General features: G+C 54.0%; 15 protein-coding genes and 1 riboswitch. Of the genes, 5 read left to right on the top strand and 10 right to left on the bottom strand.

All coding sequences use genetic code 11. From position 1 onward, the window contains the following. Window positions 1-106: 106 nt before the first annotated feature. The 5 genes from NSU01_RS03445 to NSU01_RS03425 all read right to left on the bottom strand — a co-directional run bounded on the left by NSU01_RS03445 (window position 107) and on the right by NSU01_RS03425 (window position 9,834). A complete protein-coding gene (locus tag NSU01_RS03445) occupies window positions 107-1,507 on the bottom strand; it encodes an NCS2 family permease (RefSeq protein WP_076246306.1) in 1,401 nt (466 codons plus the stop codon). A gap of 124 nt (window positions 1,508-1,631) precedes the next feature. After that, a riboswitch (purine riboswitch) is annotated at window positions 1,632-1,731 on the bottom strand. A 382-nt stretch (window positions 1,732-2,113) separates the two neighbouring features. After that, on the bottom strand, window positions 2,114-3,652 hold the full coding sequence (gene guaA, locus NSU01_RS03440) for a glutamine-hydrolyzing GMP synthase (protein WP_039309743.1): 1,539 nt from the start codon (window positions 3,650-3,652) through the stop codon (window positions 2,114-2,116). Window positions 3,653-4,347: 695 nt separating this feature from the next. Next, on the bottom strand, window positions 4,348-6,726 hold the full coding sequence (locus NSU01_RS03435) for a transglutaminase domain-containing protein (RefSeq protein ID WP_076246304.1): 2,379 nt from the start codon (window positions 6,724-6,726) through the stop codon (window positions 4,348-4,350). 28 nt (window positions 6,727-6,754) lie between these two features. Continuing rightward, complete coding sequence (locus NSU01_RS03430; protein WP_083705645.1) at window positions 6,755-8,254, bottom strand: DUF58 domain-containing protein; 1,500 nt, start codon at window positions 8,252-8,254, stop codon at window positions 6,755-6,757. Window positions 8,255-8,412: 158 nt separating this feature from the next. Then, entirely contained in the window at window positions 8,413-9,834 is a 1,422-nt protein-coding gene (locus NSU01_RS03425) for a polysaccharide deacetylase (protein ID WP_042133366.1), read from the bottom strand. A 109-nt stretch (window positions 9,835-9,943) separates the two neighbouring features. Here NSU01_RS03425 and NSU01_RS03420 point away from each other — a divergent pair, with 109 nt between their 5' ends. Then, window positions 9,944-10,630, top strand: coding sequence for a DedA family protein (locus NSU01_RS03420; RefSeq protein ID WP_076246299.1), 687 nt, complete (start codon window positions 9,944-9,946; stop codon window positions 10,628-10,630). A gap of 13 nt (window positions 10,631-10,643) precedes the next feature. Here the strand turns inward: NSU01_RS03420 and NSU01_RS03415 are convergent, their stop codons facing one another. Continuing rightward, complete coding sequence (locus NSU01_RS03415) at window positions 10,644-11,921, bottom strand: MFS transporter (RefSeq protein WP_076246296.1); 1,278 nt, start codon at window positions 11,919-11,921, stop codon at window positions 10,644-10,646. Window positions 11,922-12,054: 133 nt separating this feature from the next. Here NSU01_RS03415 and NSU01_RS03410 point away from each other — a divergent pair, with 133 nt between their 5' ends. Together NSU01_RS03410 and NSU01_RS03405 are read left to right on the top strand one after the other, a co-directional pair. After that, entirely contained in the window at window positions 12,055-13,032 is a 978-nt protein-coding gene (locus NSU01_RS03410) for a YafY family protein (RefSeq protein ID WP_076246294.1), read from the top strand. A gap of 119 nt (window positions 13,033-13,151) precedes the next feature. Further along, window positions 13,152-13,448: a zinc ribbon domain-containing protein gene (locus NSU01_RS03405; protein WP_076246291.1), complete on the top strand. Its 297-nt coding sequence runs from the start codon at window positions 13,152-13,154 to the stop codon at window positions 13,446-13,448. Window positions 13,449-13,538: 90 nt separating this feature from the next. Here NSU01_RS03405 and NSU01_RS03400 read toward each other — a convergent pair whose 3' ends face one another. Together NSU01_RS03400 and NSU01_RS03395 are read right to left on the bottom strand one after the other, a co-directional pair. Then, window positions 13,539-15,071 (bottom strand): DHA2 family efflux MFS transporter permease subunit, encoded by a 1,533-nt coding sequence (locus tag NSU01_RS03400; RefSeq protein ID WP_076246289.1) that lies wholly within the window; start codon window positions 15,069-15,071, stop codon window positions 13,539-13,541. Continuing rightward, window positions 15,068-15,520: a MarR family transcriptional regulator gene (locus tag NSU01_RS03395; RefSeq protein WP_039310060.1), complete on the bottom strand. Its 453-nt coding sequence runs from the start codon at window positions 15,518-15,520 to the stop codon at window positions 15,068-15,070. Before NSU01_RS03395 ends, NSU01_RS03400 begins: the two co-directional genes overlap by 4 nt. Before the next feature lie 209 nt (window positions 15,521-15,729). Here NSU01_RS03395 and NSU01_RS03390 point away from each other — a divergent pair, with 209 nt between their 5' ends. Continuing rightward, window positions 15,730-16,419: a hypothetical protein gene (locus NSU01_RS03390; protein ID WP_076246287.1), complete on the top strand. Its 690-nt coding sequence runs from the start codon at window positions 15,730-15,732 to the stop codon at window positions 16,417-16,419. 435 nt (window positions 16,420-16,854) lie between these two features. Here the strand turns inward: NSU01_RS03390 and NSU01_RS03385 are convergent, their stop codons facing one another. Both NSU01_RS03385 and bcp read right to left on the bottom strand, forming a co-directional pair. Then, window positions 16,855-21,141: a 2-hydroxyacyl-CoA dehydratase gene (locus NSU01_RS03385; RefSeq protein ID WP_076246345.1), complete on the bottom strand. Its 4,287-nt coding sequence runs from the start codon at window positions 21,139-21,141 to the stop codon at window positions 16,855-16,857. A 120-nt stretch (window positions 21,142-21,261) separates the two neighbouring features. After that, on the bottom strand, window positions 21,262-21,723 hold the full coding sequence (bcp, locus tag NSU01_RS03380; RefSeq protein ID WP_076246284.1) for a thioredoxin-dependent thiol peroxidase: 462 nt from the start codon (window positions 21,721-21,723) through the stop codon (window positions 21,262-21,264). A 102-nt stretch (window positions 21,724-21,825) separates the two neighbouring features. Here bcp and NSU01_RS03375 point away from each other — a divergent pair, with 102 nt between their 5' ends. After that, complete coding sequence (locus NSU01_RS03375; RefSeq protein ID WP_042133356.1) at window positions 21,826-22,884, top strand: LCP family protein; 1,059 nt, start codon at window positions 21,826-21,828, stop codon at window positions 22,882-22,884. Window positions 22,885-22,975: the final 91 nt, after the last annotated feature.

Raw genomic sequence — 22,975 nt, 5'->3', positions numbered from 1 at the left:
GATAATTGATAGCGTGAAGCAAATAAATTCTTATATTTTTATAAAAAAAACGGCCCCTTCATATTAATGAAGGAACCGTGTACTTAAAGACGGATGTCGTTCTCTCTTAGCCTTGGCTGCCGATCAGAACATAACGCAGAATAATCAGAACAGCCAGTACCCACATCATCCAGTGGATATCATATTTCTTCTTGCCGGCCAGATTTGCTACGCAAGCCAGAATAACATAAGTGACAATCCCGAACGAAATACCGTTAGCGATGTTGTAAGTGAAAGGCATAATAACAAAGGTAAGGAAGGCCGGGATCGCCAGGACCATGTCCTGGAAATCAATGTCGCGGATGGATTGGGCCATCAGGACACCGACAATAATCAGTGCAGCGGCTGTTGCAGGGCCGGGAATAAGCGCTACAACCGGAGCCAGGAACAATGCGAGCAGGAAGCACACACCTGTAGTTACTGCAGTCAGACCCGTACGTCCGCCTTCAGCTACACCGGCAGCACTCTCAACATAAGCAGTGGTTGTGGAAGTACCCAGCATCGCACCACCGGCAACGGCTACTGCATCTACAAACATGGCGTTACCAACACGTCTTTTGCCTTCTTCAGCATCCTTCATGATTCCTGCACGTTCGGCAGTACCTACAAGTGTACCGAAGGTATCAAACAACTCTACAAAGGTAAAGGTAGCAATTGCGGAAACGATACCGGTGTGCATAATGCCTTCCCAGTCAAATTCCCAGAAGTTGAGTTGCGTGAAGTCCGGAATCCAATGGGCTTGTGAATCATTAATGGAACTGAAATCTACAGCGCCCATCAGGATCGCAGCCAGCGTAGTACCCAGAATACCGAACAGGATTGCGCCGCGTACGCGCAGCACCATCAGGATGGAGATCAGCAGCAGGCCGATAATTACGAGTTGAACATCGGTGTTCTCCAGGCTGCCCATATGAATTACAGTTTCGAAGGAAAGAACATCCGTGAATTTATTAGCGGCAATGTCATTACCGGCTTCAACGCCGATCGTCATCAATCCGCTGTTCTTCAGGCCGATAATGGTGATGAACATCCCGATACCGACCGTGATGGCATGCTTCAGGCTGTCAGGAATTGCGGTAAGCAATATTTGCCGGACCCGGGTAACGGTCAGCAGGATGAAGATGATACCGGAGATAAATACCGCAGTAAGACCCATTTGCCAGGTAAACTCATGTTCGGTGGTTGCCGAAGACAACACTACGGAAGCAAAATATGCATTAAGGCCCATACCAGGTGCCAGAGCTACCGGGAAGTTAATGAATAATCCCATGGCAATTGTGAAAATACCTGCTGCAAGTGCTGTAGCCAGGAATACGGAATACCAGCCCATATCAATGCGGCCAAAGGCAGTCAGGGTATTGGGATTAACCGATAGGATATAAGCCATTGCCATAAACGTGGTCAAACCGGCCATGATCTCTGTGCGTACTGTGGTGCCGTTCTCTTTCAACTTGAAAAAGCGATTCAAATTGTTCTCCCCCTAAGGTGTATGTTATGCCATCACAGCAACAGAAAAGCCGGCATCTGGGAAGACACCGGCCCGAAAAAAGAGATTCTTGCCCGGCATATCCGGTGTTAACCGGAATTCCAGGTAAGCTGCTCTTCTTAATCGTAGCCAGGTCATTACGGTGACCTCGTAGAGACTTCCAGGCCAATCCCCGGAATTATACGAATATGTATTTGCTGTAGCGCTTTATCATTTTAGGTGTATATGACATGAGTTGTCAATGGTAAATACGAACATTAAGCGTAAGGTTTATACAATTGTTCGTAAATCGAACATTTTCATGACAAATTTCGCTTGGTACAGGGATGATCCGCCAAACATCGCGGTATAAACGCGGACGGTACTGTACTTAAGCCAGGTTATACACGTATGATGGAGCGCTAAGCGGGATAGCCGGGTGGCATCATTTTTTGTGTATAGCATTTGACTGTCCTTCCGTTTGTATGCAGGACAGAAAAGAGAAGATTCTCAAATAGAAACGGCTTGCCCTTATATCAGCAAAAAAAGCCGGAAACGCCAATGAAGGCGTTCCGGCTCCGGAATTTGATAGTCAGCTGTTACTGAGGCCTATTCCCACTCAATCGTTGCAGGCGGCTTCGAAGTAATGTCGTACACGATACGGTTGACGTTATCGACTTCGTTGACGATGCGCACGGAGATTTTCTCCAGAATATCCCACGGAATACGCGCCCAGTCTGCGGTCATTCCATCTACGGAAGTTACAGCGCGGATACCTACGGTATAGGAATACGTACGCTCGTCGCCCATAACGCCAACACTCTTCATGTTAGGCAATGCAGTGAAATACTGCCAGATTTCACGGTCGAGACCGGCTTTGGCAATCTCTTCACGCAGGATAAAGTCCGAATCACGAACAATAGTCAGCTTCTCTTCGGTTACTTCACCCAGAACACGGATGGCCAGACCCGGACCCGGGAAAGGCTGACGCCAGACGATGGCATGCGGCATTCCGAGCTCCTCACCCAGCTTGCGGACCTCATCCTTGAACAGGGTGTTCAGCGGCTCGATCAGACTGAATTTCATATCTTCAGGCAGCCCGCCTACATTATGGTGGGACTTAATGGTCTGAGCCGTTGCTGTACCGCTCTCCACGATATCTGTATACAGTGTGCCTTGTGCCAGGAACGCGAAATCACCCAGCTTGGCCGATTCTTCGTCGAAGCAATAAATGAATTCATTGCCGATGATCTTACGTTTCTGTTCGGGATCGGAAACACCGGCCAGCTTGCCGAGGAAGCGGTCACGGGCGTCGATTTTGACCACATGGATATCGAATTTGCCGACAAAAGTCTCCATAACGCTCTCCGCTTCACCTTTGCGCAGAAGGCCGTGGTCAATGAACATACAAGTCAGCTGGTCGCCGATGGCACGGTGAATCAGCATAGCCACAACAGAGGAATCTACACCGCCGCTGAGTGCGCAGAGCACTTTTTTGTCGCCGACTTTGTCGCGGATATCCTTAATGGCATCGTCAATAAACGACTCCATCGTCCATTTGCCCTCGCAGCCGCAGACCTCATACAGGAAGTTCGAAATCATCTCATTCCCGTTCACAGAGTGGCGCACCTCAGGGTGGAACTGTACGGCGAAGAATTTGCGTGCATCATTGCTCATAGCTGCGATTGGAGCACTCTCTGTCCCGGCGTCCAGCTTAAAGCCTTCCGGAAGCTCCACAACATGGTCACCGTGGCTCATCCATACGGTCTGATTGCTCTCAAGACCTGCTGCAAGCACAGACCCTGGCGAGAATTCCACATCCGCTTTGCCGTATTCCCGCTTGGATGCGCGTTCTACCTTGCCGCCCTGCTGCTGGGCCATCAGTTGCATCCCGTAACAGATTCCGAAGATCGGTAGTCCGAGTTCATAAATCGCCGGATCTACATGTGGTGCATCCTCAGCGTACACACTGCTTGGCCCGCCTGAGAAAACAATCCCTTTTGGCGACAGTGCCTTTATCTTCTCCATTGGTGTATTGTACGGCAGAAGCTCGCTGTATACCCCCAGGTCCCGAATTCTGCGCGCGATAAGCTGGTTATACTGTCCCCCGAAATCCAGAACAACGATAATTTCATTTGGCTTGTTCATTACTTGCCTCCCTTGATTATTGGATTCATTATACTCATGGTTAATTCTCAGCGTCAAGGAAAGGAGACGTCTTGTCTTCGGGGATTTCTCCCATATGTGACGGGGTCTGGGGCGATTTAGGGGGGCCTGTAAAGACGGTATCCAGATCTTGGAATTCGTATCCGCTTCCACGTTTGCATGCTGGGGAAAAGTGTGACGCTACCGCTGCTAACAAGTGATTTCCTCTTTCAGGAATGCCGTCATATGCTGGACAGAACAGAGGGCTAGCCGGCGGGCGACACCGGGGAAGTTACTATGAACTAACTAATACTCCGGAAAACCAACTAATACGCCAGAGCTATACTTTTGCAGCCCTCCAAGGGTCACGCTGTACTCTCCGGGGCGCCGCACAGCAGCAAAGCGGGCTCACTTAAGTTCACCTGTAAAGAAAGGCCTAAATGTTGTAAGTATTACAACATGGATTCATGAATACTGGGGGATTCGTAACAATTGTTGTATGAAATGCAGGAATTGATGCGCTTAGCTGCCTGATTATGGGGAAATGCTGCTTTTTATACAACAATTTCTGATTTGGCTCGTTATTATGAGGAGATTGTTGTATTTCGTGCAGGATTTCAGTTGGCATCCAAGTTCAGCTTAAATATTGATGTAAATGAAAAGGCGCTCGCTGCATTAGCAGTGAACGCCTTTTCATCTTATCGGGTCAGACGGAATGTAATCGTCAAACATCTGGCAATAAACGCGGCAGCGTCATTGGCTTCCGCATCCTTGGCAGGAGCACCGGAGCGCAAGGGTGGGAGCGGTACGGCTGCGCCAGGGCACGGCGATTGCGGGTCCGTGACGCCTGCGCCGGGGCACGGCGATTGCGGGTCCGCGACGACTGCGCCCCGGTGCGATGGCTGCGCGCGGGCGGCAAGCCCGCCCGCGCATCCGCTGTACGCCAGGGTTTCCCACTGGCGTACGAAGTCCCGGACGGCGGCGCGCAGCCGCCCGTCCTCAATGGCCAGGGAGTCTGCGTACTCCCTGGCGGTAACCCCGGGCAGCGGCGGCCCATACCGCGCCGCCAGCCCGTGCCAGGCCAGAGCGGCGGCGCGAAGCTGCCGCTCACGGCTTAATCTGCCGGCGCGGCGCACCGCCGGCAGCAGGGCCAGGCAACGCCGCCAGCGGATGGCGGCGGCCAGCCCCAGCGCCGCTGCGGCAAGCGGCGCCGGAGCTGTGCCGCCCGCCTGCGGCAGGGCGGCGGACAGAGCGTCCGCGAGCTGCGCAGCGGACATGCGGGCTCCTGGCGGCGCGGAGGCAGCCGCCGGATTCGTCTCCGCCGCGCCTGCGGCAGCGGCGGAGGCAGCAGGCGTGGGGTCGAAGGGGACCCAGCCGGCGCCGGGGAAATAGACCTCGACCCAGGCGTGGGCATCGCCTCCAGTCACATTGTAGCGCTGCGGCATGGAGCCGGCCACAAGCGTCCCCGGGCTGTAGCCCTGGACGTAACGGGCCGGAATGCCGCTGCTGCGCAGCAGGACCGTCATCGCCGTGGCGAAATGCACGCAGTAGCCCTGCCGGGTCCCGAAGAGGAAATCATCGGCGAAGTCCGCACCGGGCGGCGGCACTCGGGTCTGCAGGGTGTAGGTGTAGCCCGTTTGCAAATAACCTGCAACTGCAGCAGCGGCATCATAACGGTTAGCCGCAGCAGCGGTAAGCTGCTCTGCCAGAAGCCTCACCCGCTCCGGCACGGCTGCGGGGAGCTGCAAATACAGATTGCTCACCCGCTCAGGATCAATCCCCTGCAGCTTGCGCAGCACAGCCGGATCACTTTCCGGAAGCACGGACTTCACCGTATATTCCGTTAACTTGGCGGACCCGGAGACCTCCGGCAGCCGGAAGCTGCTCTTCTCGCCGTTCGCAAGGACATAACCAAGCTGGCTCCCATCAGCCAGCCGGATATTCTGTACATCGACTGCCGTGCCGGCGCTGAAGAGAGGAAGCCCGCCGGATGAGGGCTTGGCGAACTGAATCCGCTGAATGAGCGGCGCTGGCCCGGCCGCTTCCGGCTCCGCAACCGGGAGGCTCGTTAAATTAAGCGGTTCATAGGACACACCGCTTCTGATCCAGCGGCGGCCGTCATAATAAGCTATGCTTTCTCCCCGCCAGTAGGACGGACGGGCAGCCGTTACGCTAAAGACGGCCTCTCTGCTGGGCGACAAGGGCATTCCCAGCTCCCCGTCTCCCGCACTGTAACCGGTGCTGGCCGCCTGAGGTCCGGCAGATTCTCCGGGCCTTTGCGTTTCCGCCCAATTCTCCAGCTTGTTTAGAACCGACTGCAGTGTAATGGGAACCACTGGCCGGGCACCGAGTCCCTGCCCGCCTATCCAGGCTGCCACCGTCACGGCCACCGCTGTAGAGAACGCCCATATTCCCCAGCGGGCGTAAGGAAGAGCGTGGCTTCCTGTCCGCTCCTGCAGACGGAGCAGTCCGCTTAATGACCGCATCCAGAGAATCAGCCCCGCTGAGACCAGTACATCACCGGACGTATCGACAGCATAGACCATATCGAACGCCAGCAGATATACCAGGGTTACACCTGTAAATAAGGTGATACTCCCCCTGTAAAGAGCCAGCTGCTGGACAGATGACACTAACAGGCCCCAGCCAAGCACCAGAATCAGCAGCCGGCTGTCCTCACTTAAGGCTGAAATCCGGCCTGACAGGAGCAGAAGGGCATCCTCACGCATATCTGCTGCATAGAGCCGCAGCCAGGCAGTTCCTTCCTGTGCCGCGCACAGGTAGAACCAGGTCAGGAAGATCAGGAGGAACTGCCCGCAGGCCTGCAGAAGGCGGGGAAGCTGAATACATCCCCATAACAGCAGTCCGGCAGCCGAGAGCATCAGGAGCTTCAGAAGCTCGGCGGTATCCGCCGATGCGGCCAGCCGCTTGAGCGGCAGCAGCCACAGGGTGAACATCCCCATAATAGCCAAAGAGAACAGCCCGCGATAATACAGGGGACTGCTCTCCCTTTTATCGGCGAAGCTGTTCTCCGTACTTTCCGCTTCCGGCTGCCGGCTGCCCCCTGGAGAATTCACAGGGCCCCCTAAGTCTGCTGGAGTAACCCTAATGCGATGTCGGTTGGCCCGGATATCCATAATACTCCGCCCCCTTGTACCCTTGTGCAGGAGAGACATCGTTCAGACAATGGATCCGCGCACCCAGCCGCATCAGACTTCCGGCTATAGTGCCCAATGTACGCTGCTTGCCGCCGGAACCAGGGCTATACTTAACAGCCGGATAACTCTCTACAGGCTCAGGGAATCCTTCCCTGGCCTCCTTGGTTCCGGTTGAACTCCGTACCGGATCTTCCGCCGGTCCTCCCCCCGGAGAGGGCTGATCCCAGACATAGTACAGCTCGACCTTAATTCCCTGGACCAAAAAGCGGGCAAGCGTCCGGGCAGACTCTTCTTCAAGCCGGCCGGTAATGACAGACACCGTCATGCCGGGAATCCAGCCCCGCGAAGCATCCTCCAGCAGCCGGCTGAGACTCTGTGAGCCGGATGGGGATATTTCCGTCAGCAGGTCTTGTACCCTGCCGGGGATTTGACCCAGGCCTTCATATCTGGCCATCCCTTCAGGCCAGCCGCCGCTGAAGAGCTGCAGGTAACTGCTGGAACGTTCGGCAGAGAGCATCAGTCCCATTGCCGCCGACACCGCCCGTTCAAAAGCAGGCATAACCGTTCCGCGCTGCCCGCGAGGTACCAGGGCACCGTAAGGAACCTCATAATCCTCCGGAGAATTGGCAAGCACGATACAGGTCATTTGCCCGGCTTCCCGTTCAGGTACTCTGCTCTGCAGGGTTCCCTTGCGGGCGCTGTTCTTCCAGTGAATCCGGCTGAGCGGATCACCGGGGGCATAGTCACGGATATCCGCTGCTTCTGCACTGCCCTGCTTCCCCCGTCCGGGAAGCATCCGGTCTCCCGGCATTACACGGTTATCCGGCAAGCTGCCGGCCAGATACAGCGCCTTCGGGAGCACCTTGAAGCTCTCTTTGCCGCCCGGCTGACAGCCGCCAGTGAACAAACCAGGCAGATCCCCCCAGGTGACACCGCAGCCGTAAAGCTGGTGGACCCCTCTGGGAACAGACTTCAGTTCATACGAATAAGTGAAGGAGCGCCGGAATCCGGGAAATAGCAGCTCCTGATGGCTGCCTTCACTCCAGTAATCGGCAACAACTATCCATGGAAGCGGGATCTTGGAGACAAAGCTGATCTGTACCTTAACGGTAACGGTATCCCCGGCCGACGGGCGTGCGGGAGTTATTGTGCGGAGAACGGCTACCCTCCGTGGACCGCAAAGATGCATAAGCAGCCCGCCGGACATTACAATTACGCCAGCCGTCAGAAGCAGCAACAGTGATTCTCCGCCCCGCCACAGATATAACCCTAAGACTGCTGCGGTTAAAAGCAGCATCCGCGCCCACTCCTGTACAGTGCTGCGGACACGCCGGCGGGACAGGAACGCAGCCGCAGATTTCCCGGAACTATCCCGCTTCCCATGCTCATATTTGATCTGATCTATCAATGATGAAGAGGACAAGGATGACACCCTTCCTTCGGTCATAGACTAGCTCCCAGCCTGCCCGCAATTTCACTGGCTATTCGGCTTCCGGGAGCCTATTACTATCTATTCTTTCCATCAAAAAGGGTGCCCAGACATTCAGCGAATTCTTTTTAGCCCCGACTCTCCCGGCTATTTATATCAACGGCTGACACATCGGTTCAAAGTGCCTTCACTCTGCGCTCTTCTACATTTACACTGGCCGCAAGCGGCGGATGTCCTGTAGCTTCGAGCAAATCCCGCAGGGATACCCATAAGGAAGAACCAATGAGCTGTATCTCTGCTGTCTTAAGCTCCACCGCTCCGTCCGGCTGGACGACCTCTATCTGCTGTTTCTTTGAATTTACAGTCACTGTCCGCCCATTCCAGCTTACCTGTCCGCTGCGGGTAGCCGTATCCCAGCCGACTTGCCCGCCAAGCCGCTCCACGGCGGTACGGAGAGGCACGAAATATTGCCCGTTTCTAAGGTTGTACTCTCCAGGCTTCAGGATGGTTTCCAGCCTGCCTACCTCCAGAGCAAGCGGTTTGCCGGGTGCAAACAGTTCAGCATTCGGAACAATATTCGCCGAGATCCAGGCTTTGGACGGCTTCACCCGCTGCAGTGCCGCTGCCTGAGCCGACACTCTGAACTGTACCGGCTCACTCTGCGCATTAAGTAAGCCGAATTCATAACCGGCGGCTTTGTAGCGTTCAATAATGGCCGGCAAGGCCTTGGCACTCTGCTCATGACCCGACCCGTCATGCAGCAGCAGGATAACACTCCCGGAGTCTAGATCAGCAACCGAATGCTGAAGGATCTCTGCGGCAGGCACTCCCCGCCGGCTGGAGTCTCCGCTGTCTACGGTCCAGTCCATCACCTCATAGCCCGCCTGCTTCAGCAGATAAAAATAAGTATTGTCAAAATGGCCAAAGGTGCCTCCCGGTGCACGGACCAGCTGCGGACGAACCCCTGTAATGCCTCTGACCGTTTCCTCTGTCTGTTTGATCTGACGCCAGAACTCCGTGAATCCGCTATAGAGATCATGATAATTATGGTTATAGGTATGATTGCCGATGGCATGCCCCTGCTCCCAGATGGCATTGACCAGCTCGGGGCGGCTGGCAGCTTGCTCCCCCAGCACGAAGAAGGTAGCCTTCACTCCCTGCTCCTGCAATATCTGGAGCACCCGGGGAGTAACCGCACTTGGCCCGTCATCGAATGTAAGGTAGACGACCCGTCTTGCCTTGCTGTGCTTAGCTTCCTGATTAGATGTGCCCGCAGCGGCGGATACTTTCTGTAGGGTAGAAGCCTGCGGATCGGTAGCAAGTGCATAAGCTGAACCCCCTGAACCGTGGGGCTGCAGCGGCTCTGCTTCAGCATTCTTGACTGCAGCCGGCGGCAAATCTTGCACCGGGACTTCCGGAGGATTATTCTTAGAGAGTAAAGATGCTGCACTGCCTGCTTCAGCCTGCAGGGAGAATGTCCTCCATGAAGCCGGGGATTGCCCCTTGCCCCCAAGGGCTGACATACTTAGAAGCACTGCCATAACAAGCAACCCGCGGATCATAACCCGGCGGATAGGATTTTCCCGGCTATCCTTCATCTTCTCTACCTCCAGCATTCTATTGGCGATTTCACGCCATTTGGTAGATTGTATGAAGACAAGCTTCAGAATAGAATCAGGCGCGCCGCCTTCGGAGAGTGATGAATGTATGGAAATGCTGAAATGGATACAGGAATTGTTCGCCAGCTATGGATATAGCGTATTGTTCTTTGGGCTTTTGCTGGAATTCATTGCTCTTCCCTTTCCCGGAGAGACTACCATGGCCTTCGCCGGGTTTCTGTCCTATACCGGGAGGCTGGATTTCTTCACGCTGGTTATCGTAGCTTTTGCAGGGACCACAGTTGGCATGACCATTACTTATTTCATTGGACTTAGGGCCGGGCTGCCCTTCATCCAGCGTTACGGCAAATGGTTCATGTTCTCTCCGGCCAAGCTGGAAAAGACCCAGCGCTGGTTCGAGCGGTACGGCAGCGTGCTGATCTCAATCGGCTACTTTGTTCCGGGCGTCCGCCATTTCACCGGCTACTTCGCCGGTATTATCGCACTGCCTTTCCGCAAATTCGCAATGTACGCCTATGGCGGCGCCTTGTTCTGGGTACTGTTATTCCTGGGTATCGGCAAAATCTTCGGACCGCAGTGGATGGGCATTTTCCACTTAATCGAAACCTACGCCCTCTGGATTGCCCTCTTCGCAGCAGCCATTGCTGCGCTGATTGTGATGTACCGTTACCGGAATGCCATCCTTCTCCGGCTGTCCCGGCACAAATCCGCTGCTCCGCTGGAGACGAAGGCCAAAGTAAAGGTCAAGGTCAAAGAAACCTCCAAGAGCCGCTGATTCTTTCAGATCATTAAGGCCGGGACTCCCTGTACCGCTTATTCCATTTGCTGCGCAGCAGGTAATAACCTCCCAGCAGCAGCGCAATCCCAGCAAAACCCGCCCCGCCCGCGAATCCCAGCATTCTGGGCTCCACATCATCAAGCAGCCAGCCTGCCCCTAGCATGGACAGACCCAGCAAGGTTCCGCTTACTGCCGCCAGCAGGCCGAATACGGCCGGCTGCAGCGCAGGCGGCGTTTCTCTCATCACCAGCGTATCCAGACAGGCATTGCCGATCCCTCCGGCCAACGATAGCAGAATGTACAGCAGAAATGCTGCAGCGAAATGACCGCTGCTGCTAATCATCATGAGCAGAATGCCCTCGAGCAGCAGACCGCCCAGTGCTACCGCTAAGAGCCTCTTGCGGAATAAACGCCCGGCAAAGAAACTCAGGCTGAGCCCGATGCCAAGCGCTGCGTAGAACGCCCCCACCCCGCTGTCTCCCGCATGAAATACCTGCACAGCATATACGCTGATCAGCACATTGTCCCAGCCATTGATTACCGGCACCAGTAATTCATAGCAGAGCACAATCTGCAGTGCCAGACTGCCTCCAAGGACTGTGCACAGCGCCCGCCGCCGTGTCCCTTTGGCAGACAAGCCTAAGGTATGGTTTCTGCCTTCAGCATGCGGTGTTGACTCCCGGCCTGCATCTCCGGCAAGTGCCTGCTTGGGATAATGAATCCCCCTTATCAGCAGTCCGGCCGCCAGGAACGACACAGCATTCATAACAAAGGCCATGTCCGGACCGAGATACAGCGAGACAATCCCTCCTGTAAAGGCGCCAAGAATCAGCACGCAGCCGTTCAAAAGCTGTTCCAGGCTGTTGATCCGCAGCAAATCCTCCGGCGCTGCCAGCAGCGGGATGGAAGATTTGCGCACCGGACTATAGATGGCTTCACCCGCTGCCATCACAAAGCTGCCGGTATACACCAGCCACAGCATATGCTCCCCGTCTACCCAGAGCAAGGACAAGGCTACGGGGACACGCAGGAAATCCACAGCCATCATGATTGTTGTGCGCGGCAGTCTGCCAGCCAGTAACCCTCCAAGCGGTGCCATGAACAGATAAGGCAGCACCCGCACGCCAAGCGATATCCCTACGGCCATTCCCGACCCGGTCAAATGAAGAACCAGGGCCAGCATGGCAATACTGCTGAAGCGGTCGCCGATACCATTGATTAACCCGGCTGCAAACAGCCTTTGATAGCCTTTATTGCGTCCCGCAAGTGATCCTGTATTTGTGCTCATAACATTAGCCCCTCATTAAATTATATAAATATCTAATTAGATGATAATATAACATGAAATTTGGAGCAATGCTTTATTTCAGACAATTTGCTAAGCTTAGACCATTAACCTGAAAGAAAGCGGGTGCATTTCTGTGAAAATAGACCGTCTCCTCTCCATTGTCATTCTGCTGCTGAACCGGCCGCTGATTCAGGCCAAGGAGCTGGCCGATATGTTCGAAGTCTCCGTACGCACTATCTACCGCGATATAGACAGCATTAATACCGCAGGTATTCCTGTCGTCACGTATCAGGGGGCCGGGGGCGGTATCGGCCTCATGCAAGGCTACCGGCTGGACCGTAATGTTCTATCCGAGCGTGAGCTGGCCGATATCTTCGGCGCACTGCAAAGCGTCTCCTCTTATGGCGGTGAAGGGCACCAGCTGTTAATGGAGAAAATCAGCAGTGTGATCCCCCCTTCCCAGACAGCTGCCTTCCGCAGCAAAACCACCCAGATGATCGTTGATCTCTCCCCTTGGGGACTGATGGGCCCTTTGGAGGAGCGGATCAGCCTTCTTAAAGAGGCGCTGGAGGAAAATACAGTCATCTCCTTCGAATACATCTCGGCCGAAGGCCGGGCAAGTACGCGTACCGTTGAACCCTACACCCTTGTACTCAAAGGACAAAGCTGGTACTTATACGGTTTCTGCACAGAACGCCGGGATTTCCGGCTCTTCAAGCTGCTGCGGATGAAAGCGCTGGTGAAGGAGAAGCGGCACTATACCCGCCAGGATATTCCGCTGAAGGAGCTGCCCTGGACGGACGGCTGGAAAGAACCGCAGAATATCCAGCCGATCCGGCTGCAATTCGCACCGGAAGGCAGGCATCTTGCGGAAGAGTATTTCGACTCCGAGGAGCTGCAGCAGGATGACCGCGGCGGGTACACCCTCACCGTCCATTATCCTGAGAATGATTGGCTGTTCGGTTTCCTGCTAAGCTTCGGAACCGTACTGGAGGTGCTTGGGCCGGAACATATCCGCCGGAGAATAGGCGAGCTGGCCGGAGGCGTTGCTGCCAAATACGCCTCCAGCCTCCCGCAGCCAGCACTCCCTGCTGAACAAAGAAGGGGATAGTATCTTTTTTCCATAACCCGCACATGAACCTGAATCTATGCTGTCAGGTTTGCCGGCTTATACTGGACAGGAAGAGGCGGCAAACACCGCCTGAACCAGAACCCTGAGGAGTGTGCAATATGGAAACGGCGTCAACGAAACAAACGGAGGGCTTGTTCTGCCAAAGCTGCGGAATGCCGGTTAACGAAACTGAGCTGCAGGGCAGCGGCAAGGAAGGCAACAAAACGGAGGAGTATTGCATCTACTGTTATGAGCATGGTGAATTCAAGCAGCCGGATATCACTCTGCAGGAGATGACCGATCTCTGTGCCGGTTACTTGGTGGAGGAAGGGATGGATGAAGCTGCCGCCCGCCAGATGCTGGGGTATTCCCTTCCGCAGCTGAAGCGCTGGAGCAAGGGAGCCGGGATTAGCTGAGGCTGTAAACGGACAACAAAAGGACTACCCGGCAAAACCGTACGGCTTTGCGGATAGTCCCTTTGTTGAAATTATAGCCTGTTCATACAACTAAGCTCTTTGCGATTTCACCTTGTTAGGCTGCGGCTGTACTGCATCCTCTTCTTCCGTCTTCAGGAAATCCGGCTGCGGGGAAGTCTTTCTGATGAACAACGCCAGCACCAGGGCAAGAACTGTCACCCAGGTAGCTACAGTGAACGCATGGGTAATCCCGTTAATTGTTGCTTCCTGCGTAAGCTTAAGCATCGCCGCCTTATCAGTCTGCGATACCGCACCGCTTGTCAGTGCATCGGTAATGTTGCTCTTCGTACGGTTGGTCATCAGGCTGACGAACAGTGCCATACCCAGTGCACCGCCTACGGTCCGCAGGGTGTTGGACATTGCCGTACCGTGCGAAGCCAAACGCTGCGGCAGCTGATTCAGACCGGCAGTTACAATGGGCATCATCAGCATGGACATCCCGAACATCCGCGCAGTATAAGTCAGGATCAGATGTGTATAGGTTGTACTGTCACTGATCTGGCTGAATTCCCAGGTCGTAATGGCTGTGATGGCAAGGCCGATAACCGCCAGCCATCTTGCGCCGATTTTATCAAATATAATTCCGGTAATCGGAGACATAATACCCATCAGGATCGCACCCGGCAGCAGCATCAGTCCGGATTCCATAGGTGTAAATCCGCGGATCGTCTGCAGATAAATCGGCAGCAGGATCATACCTGCGTACATAGCCATAGTCACAATAATGTTAATTACCGTAGTGAGTGAATACATGTTGTAGCGGAAAATGCGGAATTCAAGCAGCGGCTTATCCGCTGTAAGCTCACGCCATACGAACAGCCCCAGGGAGACAATACCCAGGATCAGACAGAGGATAACTGTGGTGCTGCCCCAGCCGTCCGTTCCGGCGTCACTGAAGCCATACAGCAAGCCGCCAAAGCCCAGGGTCGAAAGAACCACACCCGGCTTATCCAGCTTCGGAGAAGTCAGTTTGCCTACATTCTGCATCGTCTTCATGCCAAGCAGCATCGAGAAGATCGCCAGGGGAAGCACGATGTAGAACAGCACGCGCCAGGAGTAGTTCTGAACCACCCAACCGGACAAGGTTGGTCCGACTGCCGGAGCAAAAATCATCGCAACCGCCATAAGTCCCATGGCCTTGCCGCGTTCTTCAATCGGGAAGATGCGCAGGAACACAATGTTCATCAGCGGCATCAGAATCCCGGCACCTACCGCCTGGATAACTCTGCCGACCATAATCATTTCAAAGCCTGATCCTATTGCACAAACCAGTGTACCTATGGAAAATAGCATCATCGCCGTCGTAAAGAGCTGGCGGGTCGTAAATTTCTCTACCAGATAAGCACTGATCGGCACCAGTACACCATTAACCAGCATGAACCCTGTAGTCAGCCATTGTGCCGTATTGGCGGCGATCTTCAGGTCCTCCATCATTTTGGGCAGCGCCACATTCATCAGTGTCTGATTCAGCAGCGCCACGAAGGCGCCGATCAGGAGCGCTGCGATAATCGGACCTCTGCGGATCGCTTTAGACGATGCAGTGTCTGCAGTAATTGTACTCATAGCTTCTTTTTGTCTCTCCCTTGTTCTAGAATTTTGATGATTTCACCATGCAACCGCAGCAATTCTCCGGCATCCTCAGCAGGTATATTAGCCAGTGGCTGCAGATACCTGCGCAGAGACTGTTTGCTTAACTCCCGGATCTCCTTGCCCTTATCGGTCATCGCCAGCTTAAATATACGTCTGTCGCTCTGCGAGCGTTCTCTGGTAATCAGTCCAGCCTTCACCATCCGGTCTACCACTCCGCTTGCCGCGCTGTTGCCAAGATGCAGCAGATCTGCAAGCTCAGTGATACCGATATCGGGATGTGCCGATAACTTACGCAATACCATTAGCTGGGTGGATGTAATCTTCAGCTCTTCTGCGTCCTTCCACAAAAGCTGCTGGAAATTATGGTTGATGCAGCGGAAAGAGGACAGAATATCGTCCAATTGCTTTTCCTTTTCCTCCAACCTCAATCCCTCCAATCGCCCAATATGAAATAATACTTCGCATACGAACTATTTTACTATTTACCTATTTATTCGTCAATAACTTGCAGAAATTTTCTGAAAAAGTAATTATTCTTTCACTCCTACCGGGATGCCACCGGCAAAAGTTTGCGTTTATTGTGGACTTCCCGGGTCCAAAATATGAATTACACGGAAAGCGGGAAAAACAAATGAGTCTGGAGCAACAACGTAAGAGCTGGAGCGGGGACCATAAGCTTTTGTCGGGGATCATCGTAAAGCCTGAAGCGCATGCTGAAGCTGCCGCTTTATTCCTGAGGCTGCATTCAGCCCTGTATGCTGTAGACATAAGCAGCGGGGAACAGCCTAGTTTCGAGGATTCCTTATGGAACAATCTGTTAGAGTCTACTTTGCGCAGCTATCCTGTTCATACGCCCGGCAGCCGTAATTCTATAGTCTGGCATATATGGCACAGCGCGCGGATCGAGGACATCACCATGAACATCCTTGGTGCAGACCGTGCGCAGGTACTTCATTCAGAGCACTATGCAGAGAGCCTGCAGACCCCTTTCATCCACTCCGGTAATGGAATGAGTGATCAGGAAGTGGCTGCATTCAGTGCAGAGGTGAATATCGGGGCATTAGCGGCATACCGGCGTGCTGTAGCAATCAGAACACGCTCCATCATTTCCGCTGTGCAGCCGGGGCAATTCGGGCGCAAAGCCACTCCGGCGCAGTTCAGCAGGGTGCTGGAGGAAAAAGCCGTCCTGGAAACCGAGCAGTGGCTACTCGATTACTGGGGCGGCAAGACCCTTGCCGGACTGGTGCTGATGCCTGCCACACGGCATAATTTCGTCCATCTTAACAAAGCGATGTGCGTGAAGCAGAAGCTGCAGAAGTGAGCTATATTAACCGCACTTAAGGCAACAACCATTCAAATTCCGGTCAGTCGCTGCGGACTGGCGGAATACGTCAATGCTCAATGCCTTACACTTGATTCTTTAGCGGCAGAATGGAGACCTCTTAGGAAGCTCTGTAGACATAAATGTTGTACGTTTTGCAACTTTGATTCATGGATTACGGGGTGATCGGGAGGATTGTTGTATGAAATGCAAGAATATTCCTGCTGAGCTGCTTGAAAAAGGTGAAATGCTGCCTTTTATACAACAATTCTGGTTTTGAGCCGATAGGAGGAGGGAATTGTTGTATTATGGGCAGGAATTTATGAAGAGTTACGGGAGTTCCACCACAGAAAGCGGATGAATCTAAAAAGAGCGGGCCGGAGATTAATCCGGTCCGCTCTTTGGCATATGCAGGGCTTTACAGCATCACTGGGCTTATATCCCGCAGCCCACAGTGCCAGTTAAAGTAGGCTGCAGCCGTGCGATTTCCTCTGCTGACGGTTGTTTGCCGCTCTCCAATCCGCTGGCAATTGACATCATCAGCTTGATCCGGTTAGCCTGATTCACGACGCTGACCCCGGCATCATAGTCGATGGCAACGATATTCGCGCCCGGATACAGCTCCTTCAGTCCTTTAATCATGCCCCGGCCGGTAATATGATTCGGCAGGCAGGCAAATGGCTGAATACAGGCGATATTGTTCACGCCATTATCGAGCAGATCCATCATCTCCGCTGTCAGGAACCAGCCTTCGCCCATCTGGTTGCCTACAGAGACCAGACGGCTTGCTTTCTCGGCCAGCCCATAAATATTCTCCCGGCCTTTGGCCAGTCCCGCTTGCTCCAGCGCCACTTTGACCGGCTTGCGGTAAATCTCCAGATACGAGATCAGCATGGGATTAATATATCCCAGCCGTTTGCTTTTGCCGAATTGCTCGGCTTTGTAGATCGGATTATAGACACAATAGAAAATGAAGTCCAGGAAATCCGGCATTACAGCCTCTCCGCCTTCTGCCTCAATCATATCGATAATGCGGTTATTGGCGTCCGGATGGAATTTGATCAGTATTTCACCGACAATGCCCACCTTCGGCTTCACTGCCGGGTTAACCGCGAGCCGGGAGAACTCAGCGACGATCTCACGGCATAGCCGCTTGTACTCACGGAACGAGAAGTTCGACAGGCTTTTTTTGCAGCGCTCCATACCGCTGCGGAATAAGGCTCCGGCGCTTCCCGGAACAGTCTCATACGGTCTGAAGCGGTGCAGAAGACGCATCATCAGATCACCGTAGCAGGCCGCAGCAATCAGGCGGTTCGCCAGCTTCAGGCTGATCCGGAAGCCTGGCTGATTCTCCATGCCGGATGCATTCAGTGAAATAACCGGAATCTGCCCCAGATTCGAATCCTTCAGTGCCTTGCGCAGCAGGGAGATGTAATTGGTCGCCCGGCAGCCGCCGCCGGTCTGTGACATGATTACGGCAGTCCGGTCCGGATCGTATTCCCCGCTCTTCAGCGCGGACAGCATCTGCCCGATGGTTACAATCGCCGGATAACAGGCATCATTGTTCACGTACCTTAGACCTTCCTCGGTCTCCTGCGGTCCGGTTGATTCCAGGATCTTCAGACGATAGCCTGCATCCTGGAACACCCGTTCAAACAGCTCGAAATGGATCGGTGACATCTGCGGAGCCAGAATGGTATAGGTTTCCTTCATTTCCTTCGTGAACGGCACATTTGCCTGCGTCTTGTACAGCAGCTGAGGCTGCACATCCCCCTGCTCCCGCTCACGCATAGCTGCCAGCAGGGAACGCAGACGGATACGTGCGGCCCCCAGATTACTGATCTCATCAATCTTAATCAGCGTATAGACCTTATTGTGGCGTTCCATAATCTCCTGAACGGCATCGCAGGTGATCGCATCAATACCACAGCCAAAGGAAGTCAGCTGGACAAGCTCCAGATCGTTTCTTCCCGCAGCCAGCCGGGCCGCACGGTACATCCGCGCATGGTAGGTCCATTGGTTGACTACGCCTACGTCTCCTTCACTGTGGTCCAGATGGCAGACCGAATCCTCGGTCAGCACCGCAAGACCCATGCCGGTGATCATATCGGCAATACCGTGGTTGATCTCCGGATCAGCGTGGTACGGATGTCCGCAGAGCAGAATCCCCTTCGTCCCTGTCTCCGTAAGGAAGACCAGCGTTTCTTCACCCTTCGTACGCACATCATTCTTCGCCTGATCGGCTTCCGCAAGTCCCGCCTGTACAGCTGCAGCGATCTCCTCCTTGGGAACATCGGCAAAGGTCTTCACCAGCACCCGCGTCAGCGCCGGAATATCATCGAAGGTCAGGAACGGACTGACTAGAGGAACCCCCTGCTCCTTCAACCCATCCATATTGTTGCGGATTACCTCTGGATAAGAGGCAACCACCGGGCAATTGAAATGATTCTGGGCGGCTTCATCCTCCTTCTTCTCAAAGACAACCGCAGGATAGAAGATGAAGTCGACGCCTTTGCCGATCAGACTCTGCACATGCCCGTGAGCCATTTTGGCTGGATAACAGATGGATTCCGACGGAATGGTATCCATTCCGCTCTCATACAGCTTCTTGGTGGACTTCGGCGACAGTACAGTCCGGTAGCGCAGAGAGGTGAAGAAGGTATGCCAGAACGGATAATTCTCGAACATATTCATCGTCCGTGGAATTCCGACCGTGCCCCGTACCGCCGCTTCTTCAGGCAATCCCTCATAATCGAAGAAACGTTCATATTTATACTGCATCAGATTCGGCAGCGTATTCTTCTCTTTCTTGCCGCCTGCCCCGCGCTCGCAGCGGTTCCCGGTCACGTGGAAGCTCTTGTCCGGGAAGCGGCTGATGGTCAGCGCGCAGTTATTGGCACAGCGGCTGCAGCGGCCGGGAGAGACTGAGTATTGGAATGTCTGCAGCTCTTCAGGTCCCAGAATAGTGCTAATCCCTTCCGGGCCAGCCTGTTCTTTGGCAATCAGCGCACAGCCGTAGGCGCCCATAACGCCGGCAATATCAGGTCTGACCACGGTTCTCCCGGTCAGCTGCTCGAAGGCCCGCAGTACGGCTTCATTGTAGAAAGTGCCGCCCTGAACAATAATGTTGCGGCCCAAATCCTCAGGATTGCGGATTTTGATTACCTTTTGCAGGGCATTCTTGATAACTGAATAGGCAAGTCCGGCCGAGAGATCGGCCAGAGACGCGCCTTCCTTCTGTACCTGCTTCACCTTGGAATTCATGAACACGGTGCAGCGTGATCCCAGATTCACCGGCTTGCTGGATTCGAGCGCCGATTGCGCGAACTCCTCAATGCCAAGCTCCAGCGCGGAAGCGAAGCTCTCCAGGAAGGAGCCGCAGCCTGCCGAGCAGGCTTCATTAAGCATCAGGCTGTCGATAGCGCCGCCGCGGATCTTGATACACTTCATATCCTGGCCGCCGATATCGAGGATAAAGTCTACTTCCGGCATGAATTTGGAGGCCGCTTTATAATGCGCTACCGTCTCCACTTCGCCGCCATCTGTCCGCAGTGCGGCCTTGACCAATCCCTCGCCGTAACCGGTAGCATAAGCTCCGGCGATGTAGCAGCCCTCCGGCAGAATCCGGTAGATTTCCTTCAGCGCATCCGTAACAGACTGCAGCGGATTGCCTTTATTGCTTCCATAGGAAGTGTATAGAATCTCATCCGCCGACCCGGTAATCACCAGCTTTGTCGTTGTAGAGCCGGCATCAATGCCGAGATAAATAGGTCCGCGATAGGCGGATAGCTCGGAACGCGGTGCTGTCGCTTGGCCGTGGCGGAGTCTGAACTGCGCCAGATCATCCGCAGTCTCAAACAGCGGTGCCAGTTCGGCATCCTCCGCACGGTCCAGCGAGAAGTCCACGGAAGCAATCCGCGAGATCCAGCTAGACAGCGGCAGGAACAGGGGATCCGACTGCGCAAGCGCCGAACCGATCGCTACAAAATATTGTGAATGCTCAGGGAACAGTATGTCGCCTTCCTTAAGTCCCAGCGTATCCGCAAAACGGTCGCGGAGTGCAGACAAGAACGTCAGCGGTCCGCCCAGAAAAGCCACACGGCCGCGGATCGGCCGTCCGCAGGCAAGTCCGCTGATCGTCTGGTTCACAATGCTCTGGAAGATGGAGGCCGCCACATCCTCGCGGCGTGCTCCTTCATTAAGCAGCGGCTGCACATCACTCTTGGCAAATACCCCGCAGCGTGAAGCGATTGGATAGATCCGTTCATGCTTCACTGCAAGCTCATTGAGCCCGCCGGGATCGGTCTGCAGCAGCGAGGCCATCTGATCGATGAACGCTCCGGTACCGCCAGCACAGGCGGTATTCATCCGCTGCTCAATGCCGCCGCTGAGATAGATAATCTTGGCATCTTCCCCGCCAAGCTCAATCGCTGTATCGCACTGCGGAATCCGTTCGCTGATCGCCTTGGTGCAGGCAATGACCTCCTGGACAAACGGAATCTCCCCCAGTTTGGATAGTGATAAACCGGAGGAGCCGCTTACAGTGAGTGCTGCTTCGCTATCCGGGAACCGGTCCTGTACATCGGACAAGAGAGATAGCGCCGCTTTTTTTATATCGCTGAAATGACGCACATAATCTTGATAAATAATTGTATCCCGCTGCATAACAACCAATTTGGCCGTAGTTGATCCGACGTCAAGCCCAATACGCAGTATTTTCATGCCATCCCCCATGCCTTGCTCCAAATTTGAAGTAATATGAGGCAACTATATCATGAGAGAGGCTGACCAAAGCTGTTAAAAAAGTAACAGACAAATACAATTAACTCCTAGCATACTTAATTATTTCACGATTTGTTCTAATGCGGCCTCCACATGGCCCTTGACCCGGACTTTTCTCCATTCCGCGATCAGAATTCCTTCTTCGTCAATCAGGAAGGTGGAGCGCACAATGCCCATAAATTCTTTGCCGTAGAGCTTCTTCAGCTGCCACACTCCGAATAATTCGCTTACCTTATGCTCCTCATCGGACAGCAGGGGGAATGGCAAACCGTTCTTCGCGATAAATTTGCCGTGTGAGGCGAGATTATCGGGGCTGATTCCCAGCAGAACCGCTCCATGGGCTGTAACCCTGTCATGGGCATCACGGAAATCGCAGGCTTCCTGCGTGCAGGCGGGTGTCATATTCTTGGGATAGAAGTAGAGCAGGACTTTCCTGCCGCGATACTGGCTTAAGCTGATTTCCTGCCCTGTGGAAGCGGGGAGCGTGAAGTCCGGAACCGCTTGTCCAAGCTTGATATTCATTTAATGTTCACTCCTTATGGATATGGCTGATGATTCGGAAATTGCGTGTATTCCCAAAAGAAATTATAATGTAGAGAATGTGAACCGGAAAGGAAGAACGAAATGCCGCCAAGAAAGAACCGGCACGCAAAAGCCGGCAAATCAAAAAAGAAGACGTTGCTCTGGACTCTGGCAATCATACTCCTTCTAATTATCGGAGGTCTGGTTTATTATTTCACCGCAATCTACAACCAGCTCGACAACCTGCACAAGACAGGTGAAGATTCTCCGTTTGCCAATGTGCCAACAGCCTCGGCGGAAACTGTTCAGCCCCCCGAATGGGAAGGTACAGAGCCTGTGAACATCCTGCTTATGGGTGTCGATGCGCGCGGAGTGAAGAAAGGCGAGGTCCCACGTTCGGATACCATGCTGGTTGCCTCATTAGACCCGGTCAAGAAAAAATTCTATGTCTTCTCCATTCTTCGCGATACTTATATCCCTATCCCTGACCACGGGACACAGCGGATCAATGCTGCAATTACCTATGGACCCAATACGGCGATGCAGACGGTAAGCGACCTGCTCGGCATCCCGATTCAATATTATGTGTATACCGATTTCCAGGGCTTCATGAAGCTTGTAGATGCCGTTGGCGGTGTCGACTATGAGGTTGAGAAAGACATGCACTATACTTCCAAGGCGGACGGGCCTGAGTTCGATATTGATCTCAAAAAAGGCTTCCAGCACCTGGATGGCAATATGGCGCTGCAGTACGTGCGCTTCCGCCATGACGCCACTTCCGATTTCACCCGGACGGAACGCCAGCGCGGATTCCTCAAGGCCGTGGCGGACAAGGTGATCAGTACCACTTCTATTATTAAGCTGCCCACGATTCTGTCAGAGGTTACGCCTTATATTGATACCAATCTTACCTTAAGTGATATGTGGAAGCTGGGGAGCGTCGGCTATGACAGCTCCATGGGCGGCAGTGCGCAAATCCCGCCGATGGAGCTGATCAGAGAGAAAACCACCAAGGATGGCTCCCAGGTCATCGGCTTCACCAGTGATGAAGATCTGAAGCAGTTCGTGCAGGATACAGTCACTGCGCCGGATCCTACTCCGACTCCTGAAGCAGAGGCTTCCCCGGGCAGCAGCCCTTCCGCTACACCGGGATCTAACTAGAATACAATATAACCATGCTTGGCACACAGGGGCGGGCGGACAGCGGGATACACCGCCAGTTCGCCCTTTCCCTTGCGCCTCCGGCATACGA

The organism is Paenibacillus sp. FSL H8-0259 (assembly GCF_037963255.1).
GTDB lineage: Bacteria > Bacillota > Bacilli > Paenibacillales > Paenibacillaceae > Paenibacillus_AQ > Paenibacillus_AQ phytohabitans.
This window is presented reverse-complemented; position numbering and strand designations above follow the sequence as displayed.